At 59.6% G+C, this 4,576-nt stretch carries 2 protein-coding genes; both read right to left on the bottom strand.

What is annotated here, in order from left to right:
- The coding region (locus tag ABX749_RS23120) for an ATP-binding protein (RefSeq protein ID WP_372898069.1) at positions 1-2,489 on the bottom strand (2,489 nt) is incomplete at its 3' end.
- The coding region (locus ABX749_RS23115) for an Ig-like domain-containing protein (RefSeq protein WP_372898068.1) at positions 2,486-4,576 on the bottom strand (2,091 nt) is incomplete at its 5' end. The genes ABX749_RS23115 and ABX749_RS23120, both read right to left, overlap by 4 nt.

The raw sequence follows: 4,576 nt of genomic DNA, 5'->3' as shown, positions 1-4,576 counted from the left end.
GGCTGCTGACAGGCGGCGGCATCACCGGCCTTGGCGTGCCGCTCAAGGGCATAGGCGGGATCGACGAACTGTTCAAAGCCCGCACTTCCGCTGACGCCTTTGAGCCAGTGTGATTCGTCGGCCAGACCATCGAAGTCACAATCGTCGAGCAGCTGATCGAGCTGGGGCAATCGCGAACGCAATGCGTCGACAAAGTCCTGCGCGATTTCCAAGAAGTCGGGATCATCCAGGGGATAACTGCACGTGATTCTTCCTTCGTCCTGGGCGGCGGTCTCGACCGGCGGGTCGACCGCATCACTCTCCGGTGAGGGCATGGACTGTAACTCGTCGGTCGTGGACTCATCGGCCTGAGTGGCCTCGGTGGTTACTGCGCCCGGTTCGTCTCCGAGTTCCTCGGCCAAGGTTTCCAGCAGATGATCGATTTTGATCGGCTTGGACAAGAACCCGCTGCAGCCCGCATCGAAGCACTTTTCCTGATCGCCCTGCATCGCGTTGGCGGTCAAGGCAAAAATCGGTTTGCTGTACCCGGAGGAACGCAACTGGCGCGTCGCGGTGTAACCATCCATCACCGGCATCTGCATGTCCATCAGGATGATGTCGAATGATTGTTCGTCCGTCGCGTCGATGGCCTGCTGGCCGTTTTCCACCGCGACAACTTCGGCGCCGGCTTGGCCGAGCACCAACTGCAACAGTTTGCGGTTGGGCGAACCGTCGTCGGCGACCAGGATCTTGCAGGGCGGCAACTGCCGCACCTTGGCTTTGCCCGACGCTGATTCCTCTTCGGCCTCGGCCTGGTCGGCGGGGTCAACCAGTTCCAGTTCGTCGGCGCTTCCGATCGTGATTCGAATCGTAAAGGTGGTGCCTTCGCCCGGTGTGCTGACCAACGAAATATCGCCGCCCATCGCTTCGGCGAGTTGTTTGCTGATCGCCAGCCCGAGCCCGGTGCCGCCGAACCGCCGGGTGATCGACGTGTCCGCTTGGGCGAACGGCTCAAACACCTTGGCTTGGGCTTCGGGTGAAATCCCGATCCCGGTATCGGTGACGTCGATGGCCAAGACCAGGTTTTTGTCGCTTCGTCGCTTGGACGCGTCTTGATCGATCCGCGCGACGATTTCAACACCGCCTTGATCGGTAAACTTGATCGCGTTGCCGGCGAGGTTCATGATCGCTTGCCGCAGGCGAACCGAGTCGCCCTGCATCGTTTTGGGCAACAGACCTTCATTGCGGAATTTGAGCGAGATGCCTTTCTCGTCGGCCTTGCTGCGGAGCAAGGAAACGACTTCTTTGATCAATTTGTATGTCGAGCAAGGCCCCAGTTCCAGTTCCATCTGCCCGGATTCGACCTTGGACAAATCCAAGATGTCGTTGATCAACGCGAGCAGGTGTTCGCCGCTGCCATGAATCGTATCGAGGTATTCCTGGCGATCGGTCACGGACGTGTCGAACCCGCGACGCAGCACGTCGGTGTAGCCCAGGATGGCATTCATCGGCGTTCGGATTTCGTGGCTCATGCGTGCCAAGAACTCGCTCTTGGCGCGATTGGCATCGTCGGCGGCGCGTTTGGCGACGGTCAGATCACGTTTGGTTTCCTCCAATTGAGTCACGTCATCGAAACTGACCAGCACGCCGCGACACTTGCCTTCGCTGCCCTGCACGGGCGAGGCGTTTGCGATCAGTGTCCGAGCCGGTTGTCCGGGTTGCTTCAGCTCGATCATGCCGCCCGAAACCACCGATTCGGAGGTCACCGCTTCGTGCCACGGCGAACCTTCCAGGTGATCCAAATTCCAGGGCAACTCGTCTGCTTTCTTGCCCAATAGCTTGTCGGCTTCGCTGCCGACCCAATCGGCGAAGGACTGATTGGCCAACACGACACGCCCCTGTCGATCCAACACCAGCAGACCTTCGGCGAGATTGTCGAGTGCCGTCCGCACACGCTTGGGAACCGTTTTGGAGGGATCCAAGTGGGCCAGCATCTTTTTCAAGTAGAGCTGAAACAGCAGAAAGCTCGCCAGGCAGACGAATCCGGTCAGCAGCATCCAAGGGTCGGTGAACGTTGCCATCCAGCTGTCGTCATGCAACGAACGGAAACACAACTCCACCGCTCCCCAACGGTCCTTGCCGCTACGAATCGGAACGCGGACGTGCGTGTCGGTCGACCGATTCGATTCATCCTTCGGCCAGACCGATTCGTGATGACCGAACACCGACACCAAGTCTCCGTTGGCCCGGCGAACACCTGCGGAAACGACATCATCGTTTCGCTCGACCACCGCCTCAAGCAATTGGTCCAAGCGACGGGTTTCGCCGTACGAGATGTATTCCGAACTGGTCAGCGCGATCGTTTCGCAAAGATTACCGCGTCCTTCACGAATCGCCGACTCGCGTTCCGGCACCAGTCCCAGCATCATCGCTCCGGACAGCACCGACAGCAGCATGCAGACCAACCCGAGCGAGATACGCGTTTTGGCGTTGAGTCTCAAAAAATTCATATAACGGTTTCCCCGGATCCCGTTGGCTGAAGCGCTGGCTGGAGCACTGGCTGAAGCTCTGACTGGAGCACCGTCTGGCCCTCCGTCTCAACCGGTCCGTTGTTCTCTCGTTCTTTTTCGGTCTTGTCCAACATTTCTTCTAAAGAGTCGTCGTCCGTGTCGTCGTCATCGTCCAATTCGTTCAGGACAAGCAGTGGGTCGACAAAACTCCAGGCCGGTAAATGAGCCAATAAGCTGGTCGCCAACAAACCACCACGAACGGTCCACATCACATAGCCGACCGAAAGGGCGCCGGAGAAACCCGCGAACGTGCCTGCAAAGTAGTACGGCGCGATATCCGATTGTTTGATATCGTCTTGCAGATTCTCCATGTCGCCCCAAAGTAGCTTGCTGTCGAATTTGGCGATCCCAAGGATTGAAACACTTGCGCGGGTTGAGTCGATTCGTGACTGGCGGCTGACACGGCCAGTCTCGCTGTCGGACAAACTGGCGATTCGCTCCGACTCCTGGACGGCATCGGTCAGGCCCGGCGTGCTGGTGGGCATGATGCTCAGCGTCAAGATTTCGTCGTCCGTCGTCTGAATGACCGCGCCTCCGGTCAACACCAACGGAACGTCAGGGTTCAGAATCGTGTCTGGAAGAATCGCCGTGGCAAGCTCTGATTCATCTTCGCCCTCGGAAACCTCTTCGACGACCTGCGGATCCGGCAACGTTTCCGGATCAGGTTCTGGATCGGGGCCGGCACTCAAAATGTCCGCCGGTGTGACCTCGCTGAGGTCGTTGGGCTTGGCGACTTGAATCGTGACCGTCGTCGGGGCGCTCGTCGCGATACCGTCGGTCACGGCGTAGGTAAACGTGATCGATCCCGTGAAGTTTGCCGCCGGCGTGAACTGAAACGAGCCATCGGCGGCCAATGTCAGTGTCCCCGTGATCGGCCCCGAGACAGGGATCACCGTCAACGCATTGCCGTCCAAATCGAAGTCGTTGGCGAGCAAACCGCCGGCACCGATGGTCAGTGTTTTTCCGACTTGCGTGACAAAGTTGTCGTCCGCTGCCGTCGGCGCGTCGTTGACGGTCACGATGTCGACGCGAGCCGTTGCCACGTTGCTGTTGGCTGCACCGTCATGGGCGACGAATTGAATCAGCCGAGTGGTCGCGTCCGGATTGGCCGAACTGTTGTTGTAGGCAATCGTTCGCAGCACTTGCTGGTAGTTGGCGACCGTGTCGGTTCCGGAAAGTGTCAACGTGCCGGCGGCATAGGTGGCGGTGATGGAGGTTCCGCTGGTGTCCGCCGAGAGTGATTCGCTGGCCCCGTCGAACATGTTGCTGATCACAACGGACAGTTGGGGCAGGTTGGGCGAGTCGATGTCGGCGAGCACTGCGTCGGCCGAGTCAGCGATCGCGACCGGCCCGCCGCCTTCGGTGAACGTTGTGTCGAAGTCTGCACCGGTCGCACCGCTGGAATTGTTCGCGTCCAGATCGATCGTCGGAGCCGCATTGACGGACGTGAGATTGACTGTGACCGAACCGAGATCATTCAAAGCACCGCCGCTGCCCTGGGCACCCGCATTTCCGTCATCGAATGTGAAGTCAACTTGAACGCTCGACGGCGGCATGACGCTGCTGTTGGCGTACGAAATCTGCTGCAGGACGCTGTTCACCCGTGCGGCAGTGGCGTTGCTGTTAAACGTCAGCACCAACAGGCCACCGCTGTTCGTGGTGACGGTTCCGATGGTGGTCGCGCCGACAACCAGGTTGCCGCCCTGGACCAACGGATCAAGCGTTCCGCTGCCGTCAAACACGTCGTCGGCGTTGGCGCCGCCGTTTCGCACCAACGACAGGGTTGCCCCGCTAAAGTCATCGGCCGCCCCCAGTTCCGCATCCGCGATGGTGGCGTTGTTGTCCAAGATCACCGCCGATCCGCCTTCGACAAACGTCGGTGTATGGTCAAGGCCACTGAACGCCGGCGAATCGTTGACCGAGGCCACGTTCACCGTTACATCGTGCGCGGCGCTGGTGCCGCCGTCGCCGTCATCGAGTGTGAAACGAATGGTTCGCGACGAATTGGTGGGTTGGTCGGTGTCGGT

Source organism: Stieleria sp., from assembly GCF_041595215.1.
GTDB lineage: Bacteria > Planctomycetota > Planctomycetia > Pirellulales > Pirellulaceae > Stieleria > Stieleria magnilauensis.
Note: the sequence above shows the minus strand (reverse complement) of the source record. Positions and strands in the feature narration are given on the sequence as shown.